1 rRNA gene is annotated in these 723 nt (G+C 49.1%); it reads right to left on the bottom strand.

Annotation, left to right across the window (positions count from 1 at the left end):
- Positions 1–723: ribosomal RNA gene (locus AAEZ18_RS18325) — 23S ribosomal RNA — on the bottom strand; the annotation flags it as partial.

Genomic DNA, 723 nt, shown 5'->3' with positions numbered 1-723 from the left:
TGGCTGCTTCTAAGCCAACCTCCTGGCTGTCTGGGCCTTTCCACATCGTTTCCCACTTAACTATGACTTTGGGACCTTAGCTGGCGGTCTGGGTTGTTTCCCTCTTCACGACGGACGTTAGCACCCGCCGTGTGTCTCCCGGATATTACTTTACGGTATTCGGAGTTTGCAAAGGGTTGGTAAGTCGGGATGACCCCCTAGCCTTAACAGTGCTCTACCCCCGTAAGTATTCGTCCGAGGCTCTACCTAAATAGATTTCGGGGAGAACCAGCTATCTCCCGGTTTGATTAGCCTTTCACTCCTAACCACAAGTCATCCCCTAACTTTTCAACGTTAGTGGGTTCGGTCCTCCAGTTGATGTTACTCAACCTTCAACCTGCTCATGGCTAGATCACCGGGTTTCGGGTCTATACCTTGCAACTATTCGCCCAGTTAAGACTCGGTTTCCCTACGGCTACCCTAATCGGTTAACCTCGCTACAAAATATAAGTCGCTGACCCATTATACAAAAGGTACGCAGTCACCCAACAAGTGGGCTCCTACTGCTTGTACGTACACGGTTTCAGGTTCTATTTCACTCCCCTCACAGGGGTTCTTTTCGCCTTTCCCTCACGGTACTGGTTCACTATCGGTCAGTTGGGAGTATTTAGCCTTAGATGATGGTCCACCTATATTCAGTCAAAGTTTCACGTGCTCCGACCTACTCGATTTCACTTAAAATGT

The organism is Pseudoalteromonas sp. 19-MNA-CIBAN-0066, assembly GCF_040308705.1.
GTDB classification, from domain to species: domain Bacteria; phylum Pseudomonadota; class Gammaproteobacteria; order Enterobacterales; family Alteromonadaceae; genus Pseudoalteromonas; species Pseudoalteromonas nigrifaciens.
Note: the sequence above shows the minus strand (reverse complement) of the source record. Positions and strands in the feature narration are given on the sequence as shown.